At 61.5% G+C, this 19,904-nt stretch carries 18 protein-coding genes and 1 pseudogene; 13 read left to right on the top strand and 6 right to left on the bottom strand.

Annotation, left to right across the window (positions count from 1 at the left end; all coding sequences use genetic code 11):
• From cpaB to ACVIW0_RS23460, 12 genes are all read left to right on the top strand, one after another.
• Nucleotides 1–963, top strand: a complete 963-nt coding sequence (gene cpaB, locus ACVIW0_RS23515; protein WP_461354500.1) for a Flp pilus assembly protein CpaB — start codon at nt 1–3, stop codon at nt 961–963.
• Nucleotides 964–974: 11 nt separating this feature from the next.
• Nucleotides 975–2,171, top strand: coding sequence for an AAA family ATPase (locus ACVIW0_RS23510; RefSeq protein ID WP_461354499.1), 1,197 nt, complete (start codon nt 975–977; stop codon nt 2,169–2,171).
• The gene (locus ACVIW0_RS23505) at nt 2,168–3,610 is read left to right on the top strand and encodes a CpaF family protein (protein WP_461354498.1); all 1,443 of its coding nucleotides are present in this window, start codon (nt 2,168–2,170) and stop codon (nt 3,608–3,610) included. The genes ACVIW0_RS23510 and ACVIW0_RS23505 overlap by 4 nt, the downstream gene beginning before the upstream one ends.
• The gene (locus ACVIW0_RS23500) at nt 3,610–4,536 is read left to right on the top strand and encodes a type II secretion system F family protein (RefSeq protein WP_461354497.1); all 927 of its coding nucleotides are present in this window, start codon (nt 3,610–3,612) and stop codon (nt 4,534–4,536) included. The genes ACVIW0_RS23505 and ACVIW0_RS23500 overlap by 1 nt, the downstream gene beginning before the upstream one ends.
• The gene (locus ACVIW0_RS23495; RefSeq protein ID WP_461354496.1) at nt 4,533–5,441 is read left to right on the top strand and encodes a type II secretion system F family protein; all 909 of its coding nucleotides are present in this window, start codon (nt 4,533–4,535) and stop codon (nt 5,439–5,441) included. The genes ACVIW0_RS23500 and ACVIW0_RS23495 overlap by 4 nt, the downstream gene beginning before the upstream one ends.
• An 18-nt stretch (nt 5,442–5,459) precedes the next feature.
• Nucleotides 5,460–6,098 (top strand): methyltransferase family protein, encoded by a 639-nt coding sequence (locus ACVIW0_RS23490; RefSeq protein ID WP_461354495.1) that lies wholly within the window; start codon nt 5,460–5,462, stop codon nt 6,096–6,098.
• Nucleotides 6,099–6,104: 6 nt separating this feature from the next.
• Complete coding sequence (locus ACVIW0_RS23485) at nt 6,105–6,566, top strand: hypothetical protein (protein ID WP_461354494.1); 462 nt, start codon at nt 6,105–6,107, stop codon at nt 6,564–6,566.
• A 9-nt stretch (nt 6,567–6,575) separates the two neighbouring features.
• A complete protein-coding gene (locus ACVIW0_RS23480; protein WP_461354493.1) occupies nt 6,576–7,955 on the top strand; it encodes a pilus assembly protein TadG-related protein in 1,380 nt (459 codons plus the stop codon).
• Nucleotides 7,955–8,368 (top strand): TadE/TadG family type IV pilus assembly protein, encoded by a 414-nt coding sequence (locus ACVIW0_RS23475; RefSeq protein ID WP_461354492.1) that lies wholly within the window; start codon nt 7,955–7,957, stop codon nt 8,366–8,368. Before ACVIW0_RS23480 ends, ACVIW0_RS23475 begins: the two co-directional genes overlap by 1 nt.
• Nucleotides 8,369–8,783: 415 nt before the next feature.
• Entirely contained in the window at nt 8,784–10,490 is a 1,707-nt protein-coding gene (locus ACVIW0_RS23470) for a type II and III secretion system protein family protein (RefSeq protein WP_461354491.1), read from the top strand.
• A gap of 12 nt (nt 10,491–10,502) precedes the next feature.
• A complete protein-coding gene (locus ACVIW0_RS23465) occupies nt 10,503–10,904 on the top strand; it encodes a hypothetical protein (protein ID WP_461354490.1) in 402 nt (133 codons plus the stop codon).
• A 202-nt stretch (nt 10,905–11,106) separates the two neighbouring features.
• Nucleotides 11,107–11,673: a tetratricopeptide repeat protein gene (locus ACVIW0_RS23460; RefSeq protein ID WP_461354489.1), complete on the top strand. Its 567-nt coding sequence runs from the start codon at nt 11,107–11,109 to the stop codon at nt 11,671–11,673.
• Between the two features lie 18 nt (nt 11,674–11,691).
• Here ACVIW0_RS23460 and ACVIW0_RS23455 read toward each other — a convergent pair whose 3' ends face one another.
• Nucleotides 11,692–13,824, bottom strand: coding sequence for a fused MFS/spermidine synthase (locus ACVIW0_RS23455; RefSeq protein WP_461354488.1), 2,133 nt, complete (start codon nt 13,822–13,824; stop codon nt 11,692–11,694).
• 142 nt (nt 13,825–13,966) lie between these two features.
• The gene (locus ACVIW0_RS23450) at nt 13,967–14,779 is read right to left on the bottom strand and encodes a sterol desaturase family protein (RefSeq protein ID WP_461354487.1); all 813 of its coding nucleotides are present in this window, start codon (nt 14,777–14,779) and stop codon (nt 13,967–13,969) included.
• A 514-nt stretch (nt 14,780–15,293) separates the two neighbouring features.
• Here ACVIW0_RS23450 and ACVIW0_RS23445 point away from each other — a divergent pair.
• Entirely contained in the window at nt 15,294–15,623 is a 330-nt protein-coding gene (locus ACVIW0_RS23445) for a DUF5658 family protein (RefSeq protein WP_461354486.1), read from the top strand.
• 637 nt (nt 15,624–16,260) lie between these two features.
• Here ACVIW0_RS23445 and ACVIW0_RS23440 read toward each other — a convergent pair.
• The 4 genes and pseudogenes from ACVIW0_RS23440 to ACVIW0_RS23425 form a co-directional block, all read right to left on the bottom strand.
• Nucleotides 16,261–16,626: pseudogene (locus ACVIW0_RS23440) on the bottom strand (ERF family protein); the annotation flags it as partial.
• Nucleotides 16,610–17,461 (bottom strand): YqaJ viral recombinase family nuclease, encoded by an 852-nt coding sequence (locus tag ACVIW0_RS23435; protein WP_461357406.1) that lies wholly within the window; start codon nt 17,459–17,461, stop codon nt 16,610–16,612. The gene ACVIW0_RS23435 and the pseudogene ACVIW0_RS23440, both read right to left, overlap by 17 nt.
• A gap of 1,021 nt (nt 17,462–18,482) precedes the next feature.
• Nucleotides 18,483–18,920, bottom strand: a complete 438-nt coding sequence (locus tag ACVIW0_RS23430; protein WP_461354485.1) for a DUF5658 family protein — start codon at nt 18,918–18,920, stop codon at nt 18,483–18,485.
• Nucleotides 18,921–19,484: 564 nt separating this feature from the next.
• A complete protein-coding gene (locus ACVIW0_RS23425; protein WP_461354484.1) occupies nt 19,485–19,838 on the bottom strand; it encodes a hypothetical protein in 354 nt (117 codons plus the stop codon).
• Nucleotides 19,839–19,904 lie beyond the last annotated feature (66 nt).

The following is a 19,904-nucleotide window of genomic DNA, read 5'->3' as shown; positions in this document are numbered from 1 at the left end:
ATGTCATCCGCATTGCGAGTCTCCATCATCATGGTGCTGTTGCTTGCAGCCACGGCACTCGGGATCATTGCCTTCAACGTGAACCTGCCGAAAGACCCGGTCGTTGCGCAGGTTGCGGAAAAGCCGGCGGCCGCGCCGGCGACGGTCGGCTATTTCGTCGCGACACGGCCGCTGCCGAAGGGCACGCTGGCGCGTGACGAGGATTTCTCGGTCCGCCAGGCGGCGCCGAATCGCGTGCCGGCCGGAGCGATCCTCGAAACGCCTGACGCCAAGGCAGGACTGCCCGGCTCCCTGGTTCGCAAGTTCGTCGACACCGGCAGCGCCATCACTCTCGAGGATATTCTGCGTCCGAAGGATCGTGGCTTCCTCGCCAGCGTTCTGGCGCCGGACAGCCGTGCTATCAGCATCAAGGTCGACGAGGAGACCGGCGTCTCGGGTTTGATCCGGCCGGGTGATAATGTCGACGTGGTCTTGACCCAGGTGTTCGAGAAGGCTGCTCCGGTGAAGCGGGCCGTCAGCGAAACCGTTCTGTCGAACGTGCGCGTCATCGCGATCGACCAGGAGATTGCGCAGGGCGGACGCCCGCTCACCAATGCCGTCCCCGGCAAGACCGCGCAGACCGTCTCGCTCGAGCTCAAGCCGGAGCAGGTCAAGAAGGTCGCCGTCGCCAAGCAGCTTGGGACGCTCTCGCTCGTGGTCCGGGCTGCGGCCGAGCAGTGGGACAAGGCCGACGCCGGTGCGACCTCGAGCTGCGACGTATCGCCCGAGCTGGCGCGCCAGAGTGCCGTTGCGGGCCAGAGCACGATGGTGGCGATCTATACCGGCAGTGAGGTCAAGCAATATTCGGTCAGGAGGCAGGATGCGGACGATGATGCCCGAGCGAACTGCGACGCCGTGGTCGGGGCCGAGGCGCAGACGACGGCGGCGGCCAGTGACATCGGCAAGGGACCGGAGAAGCGTTGATGAGTGTGAACATGGCAGTGGTTGACCAACCCGAAGAGACGACCTCCGTTGTCGCGCGTAACCGCATTGTCTGCTTCGTCAACGACGAGCTGAGCGCTGCGGCTCTTCGCAAGGGTCTTGAGGGCAGCAATCTGGTGATCCGGCGCGGCACCATCCGTCACGCGACGCGCATGCTCGAGACCGATACCGATCTGACCGCGCTGGTGACCGACATCAGCGGGATCGACGATCCGTTCACGGAGCTGGAACGTCTGGCGAGCGTCTGCCCGCCCGACGTCAAGGTGTGCCTGATCGGCGAGAACAGGGAGATCATCTTCTACCGCGAGCTGATGGAGATCGGTCTTACCGAGTACCTTCCAACGCCGATCACCCGGGATATGGTGCTGGACCAATTGCGTCCGAAGTTGCTCGGCGACAGCACGACCGCCCACAGTGACCGCGATCGCGGCGGACATGTGGTCTCGATCTGCGGTGCGCAGGGCGGTGCCGGTGCGACCAGCGTCGCGATCAACCTCGCGCTGCAACTGGCCGAGACCACCAAGGCCAAGGTCGCGCTGCTCGACCTGCATTTGCAGGGCGGCGAGACCGCGGTGATGCTGGGCGTCCGACCCGGACCGGGGTTGCGCATTGCGCTCGAAAACCCGATGCGGGCCGACACGCTGTTCCTGGAGCGCGCGGCAATCGAGGTGAACGACCGGGTTTGCCTGATTTCCGGCGACGAAGACCTCGATGCCAAGCTCGATATCACTGAAGCCGGCGTCCGCCACGTGATCGGCCTGCTTCGGCAACGCTTCAACTACGTCGTGGTCGACGTGCCGGTGCCGTTCCCGGCATCGATCTATCCGGTCATCCAGATGTCGCGTCACGTGCTGGTACTGCTGGAAGCCGAGGTGACCGGCCTGCGCAACGCCCATGCGCTCCGCAATGCCGTCACCAACATCGCCGGCAAGGATCGCGTCTTCACCTTGCTCAACCGCGCCGATCGCGCGGGCGGCCTGCCGCGGGCGACGATCGTCAAGGCGCTGGGCGCCGAACCCGACATGGTGATCCCCGATCTCGGCAAGGGCATGACCCAGGCCGTCAACCTCGGCGTTCCCGCGCTCAAGCACGTATCCAGGCTGCGTCGGCACCTCGCCCCGATCGTGCGCGAGATCACCGGCCTCGGCGCCATGAAGAAGGCAGGCTGGAAGAGGTGGCTCGGGCTATGAAAAAGTTCGGTAGGCGCGCAGACGAGATGCCAATGCGGATGCCCGCAGCCGTGCCGGACGCGCCGGCTGCGGCGCCGACCGTGCGGCCGGTGCCGCCGCCCTTGCCGCCGGCGGAGACCAGCCTGGCGTCATCGGCGCCGAGCCTGCTCGCACCGTCGCCGAGGCATGAACAGCCATCTCACCATCCGGTGATGTCGGCCTCGCTGCGCGAGCGGATCATCGAGCAGATCGAGCCGTCGGTCGCCACGACCGTCCCCCGCGACGTGCTGCGGCGGCAGATCGAGGAAATCATCCACGGCATCGCCAACCAGGAACGGTTGGAGCTGTCGGGCCGCGAGCAGCTCTTCCTGGCGGAAGAGATCGCCGACGACATGACCGGCTACGGGCCGCTTCGCCCGCTGCTGCTCGACGAGACGATCAACGACATCATGATCAACGGGCCGAGCAACGTCTACGTCGAGCGGGCCGGCAAGCTTGAGCGGGTCGCGGTGCGGTTTCGCGACAACGACCATATCGCCACGGTCGCCCAGAAGATTGCGTCGCAGGTTGGCCGCCGCGTGGACGAATCGAGCCCGATGGTGGACTGCCGTCTGCCGGACGGCAGCCGCGTCAACATCATCCTGCCGCCGCTGGCGATCCACAGTCCCTGCATCTCGATCCGAAAGTTTCCGAGCCGGCGTTACAATATCGCCGGGATGATCGAAAACGGAACGATGAACGCAGCCATCGGTCAATTGCTGGAGATCGCTTCTCGCTGCCGGCTCAACGTTCTGGTCTCCGGCGGCACCGGTTCGGGCAAGACCACTTTGCTGAATGCGCTTAGCCAGTTCATCGACCACAGCGAGCGCATCGTCACGATCGAGGACGCTGCGGAATTGCAGCTCCAGCAGCCGCATGTGATCAGCCTGGAGACGCGTCCGCCCAGTCTCGAGGGCACCGGGCAGGTGACGCAGCGCGACCTGTTGTGGAATGCGCTGCGTATGCGTCCGGACCGCATCGTGGTGGGCGAGGTGCGCGGCGCCGAGGCGTTTGACATGTTGCAGGCCATGAACACCGGCCATGACGGTTCGATCTCGACGGTGCACGCCAACAGCACGCGCGATGCGCTGACCCGCGTTGAAAATATGGTGCAGATGGGGCAGGTCAATCTGCCGTCGCGTGCCATCCGCTCCCAGATCGTCGCCGCTCTCGATCTTATCGTGCAGGTTGAGCGCATGCGCGACGGCCAGCGCCGCATCGTGCAGATCAGCGAGGTGATCGGCCTTGAAGGCGAAGTGATCACCACCAACGACATTGCGCTGTTCGAGTACAAGGACGAGGACATTCACGGGCGGATTTCGGGTACCTACCGGTCCACCAACGCGGTCCCGAAATTCAAGAGCCGCCTCGTCTATTTTGGGCTCGATCGGGCCTGGGCAGAAGCGATGAGGCAGATCTGATGTCAACGCCCTTGGTGATCGTCCTGCTGCTGCTGCTGTGTGCGACCATCAATACGCTGTGGCTCGATTCGCGGCAGCGGCGAATGGACCGCCAGATCGAGATTGCACTGCCGACGGCTGAAGCGGCAACCATGGTGTCGATCCGCCGCGCCGCCAAGACGTCGCGTTGGGGGAGGCTGCATCGCTTCGCCAATTATCACCCCCAGATGGTGTACTCGGTGCGCCCGATCTATGTGTTTCTTGCGGGGCTCCTGGCAGCGGTCGGCATCATCTACCTCAATCAGGTGCTGAAATTTCCCGGCCTCTATGCCGGCATCGCCGCGGCGGTCGTCGCGGTCCTGGTGGTGCGTGGCCTGTTCGGATGGCAGCAGCGCAAATACGCCAATCAGCTATTCCACCAACTTCCCGACGCGGTCCAGCTGGTGACCAGCACGGTTCGGTCGGGATTGCCCGTTCACGAGGCGTTTCGCACCATCGCCCGCGAGATGCCGCAACCGACATCCGGGCAGTTTGCCATCGTCTGTAGCGAACTCAATCTGGGCCGGTCGCCCGAGGAGGCCGTGGAAGCCGTCTATCAGCGAACGCTGGTGCCGGAATATGCCATGTTCGCGGTCACGCTTGCGGTGCAATTGAAGACCGGCGGCAGCTTGGCGGAAACGCTGCAAACGCTGGGCGAGACGGTCAGCCAGCGGGTTGCGCTGGCAGCCCGCGCCCGGGCGCTCGCCGGAGAGGTGATCTTTTCCTCGCGCGCGCTGACCTTCGCGCCGGTGCTTATTGGCGGGCTGCTCTACTGGATCAATCCGCAGTCGGTCGATCTGCTGCTGACCGATCCACAAGGCAACGTGCTGCTCGCCTATGCGGCGTGCTCGGTGCTGCTGGGCCATTTCGTGATCCGCTGGATGGTGAGAAGGGAAACCACGCTATGACAGGTGTTCTCGGTCTTGCCACCCTTGCCGTCGCCATATTGGCCGCGACCTGCCTCTTGATCATCCGCGAGGTCCATCTCCGCGCCCTCGACGCCCGCGTCTCGAACGCCGTGCTCGGGATTCCCGACCGATCGAACTCGTCCAAGGACCTGATCGGCTGGCTGTCGTCGGTCGGCTCGCGCTACCGGCGCTTCTACGCCCAGGAGAATCTCGGCCAGTTGCGCATGGTGCTGCAGGCGGCGGGCTTCAATCACTATCGCACGCTGCCGATCTGGATCGGCTTCAAGACGGTCAGCTCGTTCGCATTCCCGATCGCGGCGTTTTCGCTCACGCAGATTGTCGGAAGCTCGTTCACCGACGTGATGATCTTCACGTTCCTCGGCCTGGCATTCGGAATCATGATTCCGCGCCTGATTCTGATGGTCCTGAAGCGCCGCTTCGATGCCGCCATCCGGGTCGGCACGCCCGATACCATCGATCTGCTGGTGGTGTGCAGCGAGGCGGGCATGGGCCTGGAGAGCGCGCTCGAACGCGTGGCGGAGGAGATGCGCGAGACCAATCCCGCCATCAATCATGTCCTGCGCGGCCTGCTTGATGATCTGAGGATCCTGCCGAACCGCGCCGATGCGTTCGACAAGCTGGCCGCCACGTCGGATGGCCTGCGCCGCTTCGGCACCATGGTCAGCCAGAGCCTGCAATATGGCACGCCGCTCAGCCAGGCGCTGCGCAGCATCGCGGTCGACCTGCGCCGGGAACGCATCACCAAGCTCGAGGAGCGCGCGCACAAACTGGGCGCCAAGCTCACCGTTCCGATGGTGCTGTTTCTGCTGCCCGCGATGTTCGTCATTCTCGGCGGAAGCCCGTTCCTGCATCTGATCCGTACATTCTCCGGCATCGGCAAGTAAGCCATGAGCGCAACTGCAATGACCGTCGAGACCAACCTGGCTTACGACCGGACAACCCGAATCCTGGGCAGCGCCTGGTTCTTCGTCCTGGGACTTACCGTGGCCCACAAGCTGGGGTCATCGGGTGGTGAGCCCTGGCCTTCGCTGATCGCGAGCTTCTGTACCGCGGTGTTCTACCTGATGTTGGCGTTGCTGATCCTGACACGGGCGCCGGCAAAAGCGCAGGCCGAGGGTCTGCTGCCGAAAATTGCGGCGTTCGTCGGCACCTACTGGCCGTGGACGATCACCTTCTTCGACAGGACCGAGGGCGCGTTGCCGAACCTGATCTCCACGGTTTGCGTGCTGACGGGCTTGATCATGATTCTCGTCACTGTCCGGCATCTCGGGCGGTCGTTCAGCCTGGTGCCGCAGGCGCGTTCGGTGGTGCAGACCGGTCCCTATCGGTGGATCAAGCATCCGCTCTATCTGTCGGAAGAGATCGTGTTTCTGGGTGTCGTGCTGCAGCATCTGAGCTGGGTGACGGTAGCATTGCTGGTCCTGCACATCGGCATCCAGGTTTGGCGAATTCATTACGAGGAGGACGTGCTTCGGCGCACGCTTCCGGAATATTCCAGCTACGAGATATCGCGCTGGAGATTGATCCCCTATGTCTGGTGAGTGGTCATGCAGCACCGGAAGCGCCGTGTGAACGGCAAGCGTTCTTTGATCCGGGATCAACGCGGCGCCGTCGCGTTCGAGATGTTGTTCGTCTTCGCCAGTCTGATGATCGGCATTCTTGTGCCGTTCGCTGATCTTGCGGTCGCCTGCTATCAATATGCAACGGCATGGGACGCGCTGCGCGCGTTCGGACAGTCCATCCAGTACTCGCCGCCGCAAGACGTAACGAACACCACGGCTTGGGCGGCGGCTGCAACCGCCAAGGCCGACAGCCGCTATCCAATTCAAAGCTTGACGGTGATCTGCGGCACTGCCGTGTGTTCCGGCACCAACACCGTGACGCCAATGTACTATTCCTACAGCACGACGGTGACCTTGAATCCGATGGTGCTGAAATCGGTGCTGTGCAACAGCGGCAACAGCAATGCCTGTGCGTTCACATTGCCTTATACCGAACGGTTTCAATAGGAGGGTCGCATGCGTAATTTGCTCCGTAGCCGCAGAGGATCGGCCGCATTCGCAACCGTGGTCGCGCTGATCCCGCTGCTCGGTATGATCGCGCTCGGTGGCGAGGCGGGGTCGTGGTACGTCACTCAGCAGCGCGCGCAGAATGCCGCCGATGCCGCCGCCTATTCGGGCGGCCTGCAGGCGGCCTGTCTCAATAACGCGTCCACGTGCACCACGACAGCGACCACGGTCGACTATAGCGGTAAGCAATTCGCCGCGCAGAACACGTTCTGCAATTCCGGCGATACGTCCTATCCCGGCTCGAAATGCTCGACGAGCCTTCCGAGCGGCATCTCACAGAGCGTCCAGATCGCGTCGCTCGCAACGTATGGCGGGACGGCGGGACTGTACGTTCAGGCCAAGGTCAGCCAGACGCAGCCGGCCTATCTGGCCAAGGTGCTCGGGCTTTCCACCGTCACGATTGGCGCGGTCGCTGTCGCCAAAGTTTATCAGGTGGCGCCAAATCCACCGTGCGTCCTGGCCTTGTCGGGTTCTCTGAGCTTCCAGGGGAGCCCCAATATCAATGCGCAGAATTGCGGCATGTTTTCGGACAGTAAGTCCAGCAGCGCCATAGACTTCACGGGCGGCGGCATGACCCTCAACGGTCCATTGTCTGCCGCAGGCGGCTGCACGGGGACTACGACCTGGTGCAATAAGGCTTTTCTCTATCAGCAGCCGGTTCAAAACCCCTACACCGCTCTCGATGGCGCCCTTACCACTTTGTGTGGAACGAATCCGACGCTCCCGACCAAATGCGGTCTCCCAGTATGCACAGGATCGGGGCTCGTCGCTTACACGGCCGCCACCCCATGCACGAATGATAAAGTCCACATTACATCTAATACGCCCATATCTCTGAACGGAACGGGTTCGACCTGTACCCCCACGACATCCTTCTGCGTATACTTCATCTCAGGCGATCTGAAAATCACAGGAACGCCCACGATCTCAGGTACAGCGACCTTCATTCTGCTGCCAGGGGCGACAATCAGCAACCAAGGGAATGCGGTGATCAACATCACCGGGCCGTCGACTGCCCCATCATCGCTTCCTTCGGCACTCCAGTCTTCTGCCAGCTTGTTCCAGTACATGTCCATGTACGACGCTTCAGCGACGGCTGTGCAGTTTGGCGGAAATACCAACATCAATCTCACAGGAACCATTTACGCGCCAACCGCGGCCGTGACGTTTCAGGGCAATCCGACGATCAACATGGGCAACGGAGCAACCTGCGGCCAGTTGATCGCCGCGTCGGTCGCATTCAATGGCAATGCTACTCTCGACAGCTCTGGTTGCCCGACCCAGGTGCAAGTGAAGAGCCCGCCGCAATACGTTCAGTTGGTGCAGTGATGAGAAGGCTCGATCAGCGCGGCGTCGCGGCATTGGAGTTTTGCCTGATCGCGGTGCCGCTCTTCACCCTGATCTTCGCGATCTTCGATTTCGGACGCTATGCGGTCACGCTGCAGTCGTTGCGGGCGCTCGCCAATGCGGGCGCCCGGGCGGTCATGATCAATTGCTATAGCAACGCTGCCATCCAGAAGAATTCGCCGACCAGCTGCGGGGGCGATCCGCTGTCGACCTCGGCGAAACAGGCGATCGCTCCATTTCTCTATGCCGGCGGTCTGACGCCGACACTGAGCGTCCCCGCAGCGGCGACCAGTCCGATCATCGTGACAGCGTCGCAACCCAACTTCACCATGCTGATGCCGATCTGGGGCACCAAGCTCAACGCGCCGAGCGTGACGACCCAGATTCCGTTCTGAGGAGCGTCGATTCGTTGGTGCTGATCAGGCTTGCCTGGGTTCCTGAGCGTCAGATTGGCCGCCGCCTGTCGGGTAGGCCGGGACTAGCCCAAGTGGGCTATGGAAGTGGTGCGCACTGGCAACATCGCCGAGTTTTCTAAGGCCTTGCCGCGGTACCGAGGGGCTCTTTCCTTGCAATCGGGGCGGGTGGCGGGGGATGATATTCGGGCCGCCATTTGGCGGCCTGGCGTGTGGGGAGATCCGGAGCGGGCTCGTTTTGCTTTCGCTCGGCGCGCCGGGGAATGGGAATTCGTGAAGTAACTATTTGTAGTCGGACAAACTGTAAGCTCTGCGGCGTGGTGCACGAACGGGAGTGATCGGGGCGAGGCCGTAGATTTACGGGGGTCGTCGCGGAGACGCGGCGAAGGGGATTGGCATGATGGGAAGTCGCGTTTCGGCCGATGCGGGACTTGGGCTGGTCGCCTTCAGCGCGATGGCGTTCGGCGCTGCGATTGCCCTGTTTCATTGCATCGATCCAGCCGCCGCCGCAGACCGGCGCGCGCCATCATCCTCATCCTCCTCCGGCGTCTTCCTGAGCGAGATGAGCGACGTCCAGCGCGTCAGGGTGACGGTCAACAAGTCGCGTACCTTCAGGGTCGACACGGCGTTTTCCTCGATCGTCGCGGGCTCGCCTGAGATCGCCGATGTGAAGTCGCTGAGCGACCACCTGATCTACGTCCAGGGCAAGAAGACCGGCACCACCAATGTCATCCTGTTCGACAGCGGAATGAAGCAGATCGGCATCCTCGACGTCGAGGTGACCATCGATATCGGAAATCTGCAACAGAACATTCAGTCCGGCACCGGGACGCGCGGCATTCGCGTATCGGCGTCCGAAGGCCAGGTGGTGCTGAGCGGCGTGGCCGCCGACGCGGTCTCCGCCGAGCGCGCGATGACGATTGCTCAGGGCAGCGTGCCGCAGGGGGGAATCGTAGTCAACGCGATGAGCGTTGCGGCACCACAGCAGGTGATGCTCGAGGTGCGCTTCCTCGAGGTCAACCGGGCCGCGGGACGTGACCTCGGCGTGAACCTCTACGCGGCGAACGCCAACGGGACCAATGTCGGCAACACGGGGCTTGGCGGAGTTACGCGCGCGCAGCGCGTGCCGATTGGCGGGAATACGATAAACAGTAATGGAAGTGTGACGATTGACGGGAACACCACGACCACAAGCACAACCAGCAGCAACAATGTGGGTGCCTATCCGACCGGCAGCCTTCCTGTGCTCGGAACACTCGGAACGCTCGCCACCACCGCCGGCGGCGTGGCTGCGCCTCCGTTCGGAAGCCTGCTGACCAGCATCTTGCGGACCAGCAACGGCAGCTCCGTGGACCTTTTGATTACCGCCCTGGAAACCAAGGGACTGGCCCGCCGGCTGGCGGAGCCGAATTTGACCACGCTGTCGGGCGATGCCGCGCGCTTCCTGGCCGGCGGCGAATTCCCGGTGCCCGTTGCATCGACGCAGGTCGCGGGCTCACTGCCGACCGTGACCATCGACTACAAGAAGTTCGGCGTCGAGCTGGCCTTCGTGCCGACGGTGCTTTCGCGCGGGGTGATCAACCTCCGCGTCGAGCCCTCCGTCAGCGAGCTCGATTTCGCCAACGCGGTGACCATCGCCGGCACCACGATCCCGGCGCTGACCCGCCGCGACGCGCGCACCACGGTCGAGTTGCGCGACGGCCAGAGCTTCGCCATCGCAGGTCTCTTGCAGACCCGCAATCAGCAGGACGTCTCGCAACTGCCATGGATCGGCTCGGTGCCGGTGCTTGGATCCCTGTTCAGCAGCAAGTCCTATCAGCAGCAGGAAACCGACCTCGTCATCATCGTGACGCCGCGCCTGGTGGCGCCGGCGGCACCCGGCCAGCAACTGGCATCGCCGCTCGATTCGCGCCTGCCGGCCAACGACGTCGACTTCTTCCTCAACGGCCAGATGGAAGTGCGCAAGCGCTACGACGACTACGTCAATTCCGGCGGCGAAGTGAAGGGACCCTATGGCCATATCATCGCGCCGAACGCGGTCGTGCCTGTTCCGCCACCGGCGGCCGTTGGTGTAAACCAACCGGTCGTGAAAACCCTGAACTAGAGGAGGCGAGAGATGACCATCCGATACCTGGCTTTGCTCGCACCCTTCCTGCTCGGTGGCTGCTACGGCGTCTACGGGCATGACGAGATGGACCGCTACATCCAGCGTTCCGACACCATCACGATGAGTGCCGGTAACGCCAAGGAGGTTAACGCGGTCACGCACACGATCCATCCGTGGCCGGCCTATGTCGGCGACCGCCGGATCGCATACGACGCGCGACGGACGGGTACTGCGATCACCCGCTACGGCACTCAGCAGCGCCCGCTGGATCAGCTTCCCGACATGGGCGACCCGACCAAGGCGATGGGTCAGCCGCCGCCCGTCACGACGATTCAGAATGTCAACACGACCGGATTGGGAGCGGGGACCGGTGGATCGGTGGCCGTCGGGGTGGGAGGACCTGCCAGGTGATCGGCTGAAGGCTCGCTGCCGCCTGGGGCATTTGCCCGTCGGGACCTCGATTTTCGCGATCCTGGCGGGGTTTGGCGGATGCCGCAGCCGGAGCTTGGAAGGGAAGTGGCGACGTGAGGTTCTGGTACCGACCCCGGTGTTTCGGTCGTGCCGTCTGTTTTTCGTAGGTAGTTTCGCGATGATGTTTCGAATGGGGCAAGAGATGCGCTGGACTTGGGGAACGGGACGAGGATTGCGTCGTCTCGCGCCGGCGTTGCTCTGTTGCGGCCTGGCGACCGGCCTTGGCGCCTGCGACTACACGACCCGGGAGGCCGCGATCGTCGCGCCGGTGGATCCGCCTGGTGGGGACCCCGTGCAGGAGCCGACCGACGTCAAATATTATCCCTCCGACGAGCCGGTGCGGCTGGGGCTCGAGCACTACAATCGCGGCAATTACGGTACCGCCCAGCGCTATTTCAAGGATGCGGTCGAGAAGGCGCCGAAGGACGTCACGGCCTGGGTCGGGCTCGCCGCGAGCTATGACAAGATCCGCCGCTTCGATCTTGCCGATCAGGCCTATGCGCAGGCGATCCGGATCGGCGGCGAGACCGTCCAGATCCTCAACGACCAGGGCTATTCGCTGATGCTGCGAGGCAATCTCAGCGGCGCGCGGCGCAAGTTCGAGAAGGCATACTCGCTCGATCCCGGCAACCCGGTGATCGCCAACAACCTCGAGCTTCTCAACGGCAGCCGCAAGTTCATCGAGCGGCCGCCGAACAATCAGCCATAGGCTGATCAACTGGGCTGATCAGCGCCCGAGCTTGGCGTCGAGAACGGCGCCGAGAATGTTGGCATAGTCGTCGGTCCATGGCACCCGCGCGCCGGGATCGAGGCGCGTCCATCCCTGCGACGGCAGATCGCCCAGATCCTTTTCATCGCGGGCAAACGCGACGACGTCGGATGCCGCCCGGCCATCCTCTGGCGTCGCCAACGGTGGTGTCTGAAGCTTGCCGAATGCGACGAGGCCCTCAGCAAGGCCGACCGCGGCGGCGGGCCCCCTTAGCGCCATGTGTCGGTTCGAGATGTGCAGAACGATGAAGCCGTGGGCGGTGAGGTGCGCCAGATATCCTCCGATCGCCTCGCGGGTCAGCAAGTGCACAGGAATGGCATCGGAGGAGAAGGCGTCGAGCACGATCAGATCATAGCGCTCCGGTGACGCCGTCAGGGTGAGCCGCGCGTCTCCGAGCACGATGCGGATATCCGGTCCGCATTCCGACAGGAAATGAAACAGGGCGGGGTCGCGCGCGATCCGGACCACCTGCGGATCGAGCTCGAAAAACGTCCAGTTCTCGCCGTCCTGCCGATGGCAGGCGAGGCTGCCGGTGCCGAGCCCGACCACCGCCACCCGTGTCAGCCGCCCCTGCGCGTGGCGGGCCGCCACGATCGCGTCGCTGATCGGCCCGCCGAAATAATAATACGTGGTCGGTTCGGGGCGCCCCTTAATCGGCGTTCGATCAGGATTGCGCACCCGCTCGGCGCCATGCGCGGTGGTGCCATGCATCAGCAAACGAAACTGCCCCGAGCGGTCCTCGACCACGCGATGCACGCCGAAGAAGCTGCGGACCTGCTCGATGGGGGCGAACAGGGGGTCGAGCCTGGCGACCATAAAGGCGAACGCCGCAAGGCCAAAGAATATCGCCGGTCGCCGACGCACCAGCACCATAACGCCGGCCAGCACGATAAGTGCGATATCGACAGGCAGCGTGGTGCTGGCTGGAATCCGAACGCGCAGCCAGACCATGCCGAGGGTCAACGCGGCCAACACCAGACCGGGACCACTCTGCCGCAACAGCCGGCCAGCCCCGCCGTCAAGCGCGACGGGCATCGCCAGCAATGCGGCCAGGACCAGTATCGGATACTCGGCGACACCGTTGAACAGATGCGGTGCGATTAACCCGGCGAAGATTCCGCCGATCATGCCGCCGAATGAGGTCCACAGGTAGAATTCGGTCAGGCGTGCCGGTTCCGGCCGGCGGCGATAGAGCTCGCCATGACAGGCGAGCGCGATCACCAGAAAACTCGCGAGATGGATCACCAGCACGACGCCAAAATACAGCCTAACCAGCGTCGTCGCGGTTGCGACGAGAGCCACCGCAGCGAACGGCACCAGCTTCAGCACGGTCTTGTGTGCCACCCAAGCCCGCTCACGGAAAATCGCCACGAAGGTCAGCAAATAGAGCGACAGTGGCAGCACCCACAGGAACGGCGCAGCCGCCAGGTCGACTGAGATCGCAGCCGTGACGGCGACGACGAGGCCGGCCGGAATCGCGGCGAGCACGGCCCACATCGTTCGTGCGGCGGTTGTCGTGGGGGCGGTGGCGGCTCCGTAGCCCGCCTGCTTGATTGGACGCTTGCCGGCGCCGGCGACAACGACTGTCGCGGCCACGATCAGCGACATCAAAAGGAAGTAGCCGAGTGACCACAGCTGGATCTGCGTCCGTAAGGTCAACAGCGGCTCGACGACAAAGGGATAGGTCAAGAGCGCGACGAACGAGCCCAAATTGGACGCCGCATACAATAGGTAGGGATTGGCAGCCTGCGGATGACCGCTCGCCGCGAACCAGTTTTGCAGCAGAGGGGCAGTCGCGGCGAGCGCGACGAACGGCAGGCCGATCGAGGCGGCGAACAATGCCAGCAGCCAAAGTTCGAGCCCGTGCTGTGGCGCCGTTTCGAAGCCTTGCGCGATACCGACCGGCAATGTCGCGGCAGCGATCGCCAGCAGCGCCAGGTGAACGAGAGCCGATGGCCTCGGCGACAATGTGCGGCTGAGCACGTGGGCGTAGGCATAGCCCAGCAGCAGCGCCGACTGGAAGAAGACCATCGCAACCGACCAGATGGCTGCAGCACCGCCAAGCCGGGGCAGCACCATCTTTGCAAACATCGGTTCGATCGCAAACAGCAAGAGCGCAGAGAGGAAGAGCGCCGCAGGGTATATCATGGGCGCGAAACGCAGTGCGGGCGCGGTTATCGGTTGAAGGCTTGCCTGGCCATCAAAATGCATGATGTTTCCGGATCATATGGCCCTACCGTCCGGTCGTCGCCGTTTCACTCTTGGATGCTCGATGCCGCAGATGTCGGACTGGCCAGATCACGCTATTGATGATGTCGACTCGTTCGGCAGGCACGAGCCCCGTTGCGGGATACTCGTTGGGTTTCGGCACGCATGCAGTGCCAAAGAGAATGTCCCAGAACGGAAAAAAAGCGGCAAAGTTCTTGTCCCGATGCTCGGCCAAGACCGAGTGGTGGATGCGATGCCATTGCGGGTTGTTGATCCACGTCACATACCGACCGAGCGGGATGCGTACATTCAGGTGAGCGCAAGCGTCAGGAAGAAAGAAGATGAAGCCCGTTGCGATCGCCATATCCGGCGGGATGCGAAACAGGATCGCCAGAATAGGCAGAAACGCGTCAGCCAGCACTCGCTCGAGCCAGTAGTGTCGGGCACCGGTAATGAACGTCACGGCGTTTGCGCTGTGATGGAACGAATGCATCGACCAAAGAAATGGGATGGCATGCTGGAGACGATGGAATGTATATTTGTAGAGATCGAGCGCCAAAACGACGAATGTGAGAGACGCGTACCACCAGTAGCCTTCGGTCGGTAGGTGAACCCAGCCGACCCCGGTGATGCTCGCTATCTTGCCCGCGACAATTGCTGCGAGCGGAGCGAGCGAGATAGACAATCCGAGGTTGGCAATAACCGCAAGCCAATCATCCTGGAATTCGGAAGTAGGGACATCTGCGATGGGCCATTTTTTTTCAACGAGCCGACTGCCGTAGATGGCTCCCAGCAACAGCGCCAAGTAAAAGGCAGCATGTGCAATTTCACTCGACATAGGAAATGACCCGCCGATTAAATGCAGTCCTTGATCGCTAGGGCAGCCCTCTGGCGTCGCCAGCGAAAATCAATCGTCAACAAACGTCCGAGACAAAAAGGCAGTAGGCATCCGCCGTCTGGATGCTGAAAAGCTTATATTTCCTTATACCTCCATCGAGCGCAAGCCGTGGTTTTTGCGGGATTCCGGTGCGGCTTTGTTCCGACTCGGTTAACGGGCGTCGCTCAGCGCTTCCGATTGAAATGCCCCGCTTTACCATAGCTTTATTCACTGTTCTTCGAGCGGACGAACTCGCCGGAAGGCGACTTCGGTTTAAGCGAAATTTGATGCGTTATCCACGTGTTCGCGGCGGCTGATCTGCATCAAACAGCATTATTCGGGCAGCAGGCTGCGACACGGAGCCTCGGCGAACCGTGCCAACCTTGAGAAAATATAAAGCTTTTTGGCTTAGACACCCTCCAATTCCATCCTCGCCGATCCTTTCAACTCCGCCATTGCCTCAGGATTCTTTGATATGACCAAGCCAGGCATCTTCAGCATCGAGGGCTTAAAAGCGAATTGGGTCAAGACGCTCCTGCTGCTGTCCTGCTTGTTGCTGGGTTGTGCCGACTTTGTGACCACGAATGTGATCTTGGATCTCGGGATGGGCGAGCTGAACCCGCTCATGAGGCTGGCGCAGGCCTGGCTCGGCGTATGGTGGCTCATTCCGAAGCTCGGTCTAACGTTTCTCGTGACGTGGCTGCTTTGGCGCAGCAAGAACGTTTACAACGTTTCCCTTGTGGTGGCCTTCTGCTCCACGCCCGTACTGAACAACATCGTCCTCATCATCGCCGGCACGAACTGAATTAGTCTTTTCGCCCACCGTGGCGCAATTGGCAAATTCGCAGGCAAGTGAGGTTCGAAGCATAGAAAATGCACCGACCGGCCAAATTCAGTCTTCTATCGCCAGACCCGACGGCAAGTAAGCACACAACATTCCGTTCGGGTGGACCGTACTGCCAAAACCGAGAAGCTCGATGAAAATCGTCGATCAATATCGGAAAAGTGAACGAGCGACCAAACGTGATTGGGTCTGAAGGAAACTCATAGCTCGTTCCCTTAGGAGGTACGTTTCGAGGATCGTCCGGATTGACGCTCGTCCTTGCCATGTATTCCTCGAACGAAACAAAGCGCTCCTCGCTCTGGGGATACATTAGGCGGTACGAACATCGAGCCCAATCTGGCCCCGGCCAATTTTAACAACCTTGAATGAGAGGAAGACGGTCAGAAATGCGAGTAGGACAGGCCGAGCGCAAGCGGTATCAAACGCAAGCTCATATTGTTCGGCCTCGGACAATTGCTCGACGCAGTCCCGCTCGATCGCTTTGTGGCGAGGTGCTGGAGATCGGAATAGTGTCGGGCGGCCGGAGAGTCTGTCAGCTTGCTATAAGCCCACCGCGCTTGAACTTCCAACAAGGGAACGTTTTGCAGTCTCAACTTATCCGCTTTCTATAAGTGAGGGCCGCGCCCATACGGTGCGGCGACTCGATATCTTTCATTGCACAGACCGGCAAGTCCGAGGATATCCATTCCCCGGAGGCGTGAGCGAGCAGGGTGGTGAGGTGAATGTGCCCGGTGCTAGTCTCGATCCGAGTGGTTTGGATGGTAGCGATCTCGTGCCGGCTCAGTGTCTTGCGCACGATGTCGAGACCCGCAGCGAGCGACGCATAACGGAAAGTCCGATCGTCATCGCGCAGGAACGGCGAGCGGATCATCGCAGTCTGGGTTTTTTCTGGATTAGTCAACTCGGCTTGCGCTTTGGCGAGCGCGGCGGCGATCGCGCCGATATGTTCACTGGCCTGATGCATCGACGCTCTCCATCTCAAGCGGATCAAAACTGATGGCGCCAGATTTCGCGCGCTTGGCGCGAACGCCATGGCCGAACGCTTCCTTGGCATCCTCGGGCACAAGCTTTTTCAACTCCGCTTTCGCCCGTTCGTGGTCGCCGTGGGCGACGCGGGTATGGAGATAGCTTGCCCCGTATTCAGCCCATAGCGTGGAAGCGGTCATATCGACGACCTTGACGGCCGCCAGGCGCGGACGCGGCGCCTCGCTCCCGAACAGGGCCGGCGGCTCGCCGCTTTGGACGCAACGCCAGAACTTCTTTTCCGCGGTTAGCAGGAGGTGTTGGTACAGCGGGTCGGCATGGACCGTGATCTCGATCCATTTGCCGCCCCCGGTAATTACCGACAGCACCGCCGACCTTGCCGCAATCACCCACATGTTGTGCTGCAGCTGCGCCATGTGCTTTTCGGCTGCGGCTTCCTCGCTAAAAGCCCAAGGCAGCATGAACTTAGCTTCGAACACTGCGCCGGTTTGTTCGACGATGCCGTCGAGCGTGGCGGCCATCCACGTATGGACGGGATGCCGAACCCTTTTCTGGACGTCGGTGACGGTTTGTCCCGTACAGCCTTGGTACCAATTGCGGTTCAAATTTTCCGTTGTAATGCCAAGTTGAACGATCAGGTTGCCCGAAAAATCCTCCGCGGCGATCTCACCGCGCTTTTCCCGCCAGAGGCGAACGAGCTTGTCCTGATCATCGCCCATGATGATCCGCGCATCCGAACCGCCGATAAAGGCTCGTCGATCATGATGGTTGAACTTGATGACGGAACAGCGCGCCTCGGCGCCGTTGGCTTGAATTGTGGCCACCGGTATCTCCTTGGTTTGACATCACGCGGCTTGCCGCCGCACCGCCAAAAGCCCCGCACCTGCAGGGGGAGACACCGAGGCCATCGGCTAGGCCCGGTCGACTCAGTAACGCTCGTTTTGCCGGCGAAGGCCAGTCCTTTCCGCAGCAAGATTGTTGCTCTTTTGAGCCCAAAATCTTGATGCTTCAAAGCCGTGGAGGGATTCTACCGAACGCAAACCGACCGCGCACAAAGGCAGACCAATGGCGTCGTTTCGACAAATCAAAGCCAATCGAAGCAACGCCGAGCGCAGCACCGGCCCGAAAACGGCCGATGGAAAAGCGAGGTCCAGCCAAAACGCCTACCGCCATGGCTTGGCACGACGCCGCCAAGACGATGCTGCGCAACTGATGCGCTTCATGTCTGTCTTGGATGGCGCTTGCCTCGGCGACCCGGCGGCGTCGGAGCTGCTGGCTGCCGTCGCACAGGCCAAGCGAGACTTGCTGCGCACACGAGAGGTCCGGCAGGCGTTGTTTGTTGGCCAACCTATCCGAATGTCCGGCCATAGAAACCTTGCAGCGCCTCAAGGGTCTGGAACGCTACGAGCGCAGCGCGTTCGCCGCACAGAAGCGCGCTCTTCGCTCGCTAACATCAAAGCAAGCCTGAGCGAGACCGATTTGGCTACGTTCCGGAAAGTTCCCACGACGTGGCCAGGCGGATCGGATCGTCACGGCCGATCGAATTGATACGCTCCGGCCTCGCGTCAAGGTTGTCTCCCGTGTCAGCGCATCACTTTGTTTTTAGCAAGCGGTCTGTCGCCGGGCGGCTATGGCGCCAATGCTAACATGCTGGCACAAATCCCCGTTACAACCGGTGAGATCGTGTCGTTTCGGCGACCTGGGCAGAGGCTCGGCGGAAGCTCTACCCAGAACGTCACCATCAACTTGGGTGCCGTCACTGTCAGCGACGATGCTGATTTTCAACGGGAAATGGTTCTCTTGCCCTGGATCAGGTGATATCGCTAGCGCCACAGTTCACTGTGCGCTCGCGATGATCAGAAGATTGTTCAGTACTGGCGTGGAGCAGAACGCCACTACGAGGGCGACATTGTAAGGATTGTTGCTGCGCCAAAGTAGCCACATCATGAGGTAGGTGAAAGCTAGCTTGGGGACCAGCCACCAAGGACCCAGCAGTCTTTGCGCGACATGCATGAATGGATTCGCCTCGCCCCCGCCGAGATTGAGGATCGTGTTAGTGGTAAACAGATCGGCGATCCCAAGGATTAGGACGACGAGCACCAACAGCGTTTTGGCGAGGTAGCGTGCCCCCAACATAACCTCGTAGGCGTACGCGACGCCATCAGGATCGTTCTGCTTGAACCAGTGCTGTGCAGTGTCGGTAGTCGCAAAGACCTGCAGATGCAGCGGGTCGCCGACGTTCTTGCTTGTGTCGGTATAGATCCAAACCTTCATTCGTCAGTTGCCCCATAAAGCTCGTCAATGCTCTCATTGAGAATAGCTCTGCGAAGGTGATATAACTACAGACGTAGTTTTACGGGCCGAAGTTTGCTCTGGCTCACAGACGGTCGCCCCGATGGTCGACGTATCCCGCAGGGGGATCGACGCGCAAATCATTTTGACGGTAGGCGCCATGTCTAACGAAAATTCTAGCCACACGCCAAGCGGGTTGCATAGCTTGACGCAAGGAAGAATTCAGCCCAGTCGTGCATAAGAGTTCGACGCTTTTCCAGTTTGGCCCCACGCTGGTAAGCGGCGGTCGTTTCAGATTTGTATTCGTGGGCCAGCGCAGCCTCTCGAACGCCGTCGGGATGGTCTGTGCATTCCTCCGCCCAAGTCGCAAAAGTCGCTCGGAAGCCATGGACAGTGACGTGCCCGTAGCCCATCCGATCTAGTACAGCGAGCACTCGTGGCCGGCCGGGTTGGTGAAGATTAGTTCACGCTACTGGCCTTTGCTTAGCTCGTCGAGCACATCTAGCGCGGGCTGCGAGAGCGGGACGCAGTGGTCCCGGTCCATGTTCATCCGTCGCCGGGGATCCGCCACACCGCACCGGTCGGATAGGTCCGATCGATCTCGGACCATCTGGCGCCGAGGATTTCATTTGTGCGGCACACCGCGAATAATAGGAAGCGCAGCGCCATCCCGGCGCGTTCCTCAGCCGTACGAAGCTCACTCATAAACTGCGCCGCATCCGCATAGGGAAGGGCCGGGTGGTGGCGAAAGAAACGCTTGGGCCGCTTTGGTAGCTTTTCGCGGAGTTGCTTCGTCAATTCGGCTGGATTGCGGAAGTAGAGGTCGTCAATGTCGGCGTTCTTTGCGATAATAGTTTCGATCCAGCCGCGCACCCGGTTAACGGTCTCGCGTTTCGTCAACCAGATGGGCGCGAGCAGTTGGTGGATGTAGCTTGGCTTGATGTCTGCGATGGTCAGCTTTCCGAT

It is taken from the genome of Bradyrhizobium sp. USDA 4454 (genome assembly GCF_054822705.1).
Note: the sequence above shows the minus strand (reverse complement) of the source record. Positions and strands in the feature narration are given on the sequence as shown.

Bases quoted from the DNA above. Each gene is read 5' to 3' on its own strand.
- ACVIW0_RS23505 (WP_461354498.1), top strand. From the start codon at position 2,168: ATGAAAAAGTTCGGTAGGCGCGCAGACGAGATGCCAATGCGGATGCCC.
- ACVIW0_RS23470 (WP_461354491.1), top strand. From the start codon at position 8,784: ATGATGGGAAGTCGCGTTTCGGCCGATGCGGGACTTGGGCTGGTCGCC.
- ACVIW0_RS23465 (WP_461354490.1), top strand. From the start codon at position 10,503: ATGACCATCCGATACCTGGCTTTGCTCGCACCCTTCCTGCTCGGTGGC.
- ACVIW0_RS23475 (WP_461354492.1), top strand. From the start codon at position 7,955: ATGAGAAGGCTCGATCAGCGCGGCGTCGCGGCATTGGAGTTTTGCCTG.
- ACVIW0_RS23430 (WP_461354485.1), bottom strand. From the start codon at position 18,920: ATGAAGGTTTGGATCTATACCGACACAAGCAAGAACGTCGGCGACCCG.
- ACVIW0_RS23480 (WP_461354493.1), top strand. From the start codon at position 6,576: ATGCGTAATTTGCTCCGTAGCCGCAGAGGATCGGCCGCATTCGCAACC.
- ACVIW0_RS23485 (WP_461354494.1), top strand. From the start codon at position 6,105: ATGCAGCACCGGAAGCGCCGTGTGAACGGCAAGCGTTCTTTGATCCGG.
- ACVIW0_RS23510 (WP_461354499.1), top strand. From the start codon at position 975: ATGGCAGTGGTTGACCAACCCGAAGAGACGACCTCCGTTGTCGCGCGT.
- ACVIW0_RS23460 (WP_461354489.1), top strand. From the start codon at position 11,107: ATGCGCTGGACTTGGGGAACGGGACGAGGATTGCGTCGTCTCGCGCCG.
- ACVIW0_RS23445 (WP_461354486.1), top strand. From the start codon at position 15,294: ATGACCAAGCCAGGCATCTTCAGCATCGAGGGCTTAAAAGCGAATTGG.
- cpaB (WP_461354500.1), top strand. From the start codon at position 1: ATGTCATCCGCATTGCGAGTCTCCATCATCATGGTGCTGTTGCTTGCA.
- ACVIW0_RS23500 (WP_461354497.1), top strand. From the start codon at position 3,610: ATGTCAACGCCCTTGGTGATCGTCCTGCTGCTGCTGCTGTGTGCGACC.
- ACVIW0_RS23450 (WP_461354487.1), bottom strand. From the start codon at position 14,779: ATGTCGAGTGAAATTGCACATGCTGCCTTTTACTTGGCGCTGTTGCTG.
- ACVIW0_RS23455 (WP_461354488.1), bottom strand. From the start codon at position 13,824: ATGTTTGCAAAGATGGTGCTGCCCCGGCTTGGCGGTGCTGCAGCCATC.
- ACVIW0_RS23490 (WP_461354495.1), top strand. From the start codon at position 5,460: ATGACCGTCGAGACCAACCTGGCTTACGACCGGACAACCCGAATCCTG.
- ACVIW0_RS23495 (WP_461354496.1), top strand. From the start codon at position 4,533: ATGACAGGTGTTCTCGGTCTTGCCACCCTTGCCGTCGCCATATTGGCC.